The 1649-nt window shown below is 50.4% G+C and carries 1 protein-coding gene; it reads left to right on the forward strand.

Going from position 1 to position 1649, the window contains the following annotated elements; all coding sequences use genetic code 11:
• The first annotated feature begins 115 nt into the window (after positions 1 to 115).
• Entirely contained in the window at positions 116 to 1453 is a 1338-nt protein-coding gene (locus FS806_RS25150; protein ID WP_144942074.1) for an IS1380 family transposase, read from the forward strand.
• Positions 1454 to 1649 lie beyond the last annotated feature (196 nt).

A 1649-nucleotide genomic window follows, 5' to 3' on the forward strand; every position in this document is an offset into this window, starting at 1 on the left:
CCTGAATCCGTGATCTTTAAAATCAAAATAGCTAGATAAAGAAAGGAAATCAATGATCGATGGAGAAATAGTAGGATATTCGCTAGATTATAACTCTCACCATCGAGGTGCATTGATGAAGATCCAATTTGTACGATCCAAAGAGCTCATTCTAACCACTCACGCGGGGCTGGCTACAGTCGGCACCCTGCTTGCTCATACAAAGTTAACGAAACGATTGAACCATACCATGATTAAGGATTTTGAACATCCGTTTCACTCCCACGCGGATGTGATGAAAAGCTACTTGGGTCTGCTTTGTCAGGGCAAGAGCGACTTTGATCACATCGAACCCTTCCGCAAGGATGATGTCTTTTCCATTTGCCTGCAGTTGAATAAGGTTCCGTCCAGTCCTACCCTCCGCCAGCGCTTGGATGCTGCTGCTTCGTCTAAGAAAGCGGACTGGAACCGGATCTTGCTGGAGGAATCAGCCGACCTCCTGCGTCAGATCCAGGCTCCGTTGACCGGTCTGCTTGCAGGCGAAGAAAGCTATATCCCGCTTGATCTGGATGTTTCCCCCTTCGACAATTCGGGTACCAAGAAGGAAGGGGTATCCCGTACCTACAAAGGTACAGACGGCTATGCCCCCATCTTCGCTTACCTCGGCCAGGAAGGGTATGGCATCAACGTGGAGCTGCGGGAAGGCAGCGTGCATTGCCAAAAAGAAACGGATGTCTTCCTGGAACAAAGCATTCGGTACGCCCGGCGTGTCACCGACGCCAAGCTGCTCGTACGGATGGATGCGGGAAATGACAGCCTGGACAATTTGCATGTCTGCCACCGGCATCCGGACACCGATTACATCATCAAGGTCAACCTGCGCAAATCGCCAAAAGAAACATGGCTTTCCATCGCCAAATCAAAGGGAATCGCATGCCAGCAGCGGGAAGGCAAAATCGAATATGTTGGCGCCATCGAGTTTGCCCAAAAAGGGTTCGAACACAACCTGCGGCAAGTCTTTCACGTCATCGAACGGACGATGGAGCCGGATGGTCAACTGCTCCTCGTTCCCGAGATTGAGGTGCATGTGTACTGGACATCCCTGCGTTGTGCGCCTTGGCGTGTGATTGAACTCTATCGTGACCATGGAACAAGCGAGCAATTTCACAGCGAAATCAAGACCGATCTGGATTTGGAACGCCTTCCGGCCGGGAAATTCGCAACGAATGATCTGGTGCTGCACGCGGGAGTCTTTGCGTACAATCTCTTGCGCATCATGGGTCAAGAAAGCCTCCGTGAAGACGATGCGCCCATCCGCGGCAATGTGAAACGCAGAAGGATTCGCACGGTGATCCAGAACATCATCTACATGGCGGCACGATTTGTCCGTCATGCAGGCAGAATCGCTCTTAACTTTGGCGGCAACAGTCCGTGGTTTCTCACCGCAAGACGCATCTACCAAGCATTTGTTTAAAAAGCGACGGGCCGTTCGTAACCAATGGAATACCTGCAAAAAGACAGGCTTATTTGGCATGCCTAAAAACGAATGAGGCAAACTGAAAGGCACAAAATGATCATTCCATATTAGTCCCTGTCCCTGCTAGACCACCAAAGAAATCCACAACATACCAAATCAGCAACTCGGGTTAAAAAAAGGTCACGGATTCAGG

The sequence above is a fragment of the Paenibacillus sp. 32O-W genome, from assembly GCF_007679495.1.
In the GTDB taxonomy this organism is placed as follows: domain Bacteria; phylum Bacillota; class Bacilli; order Paenibacillales; family NBRC-103111; genus Paenibacillus_L; species Paenibacillus_L residui.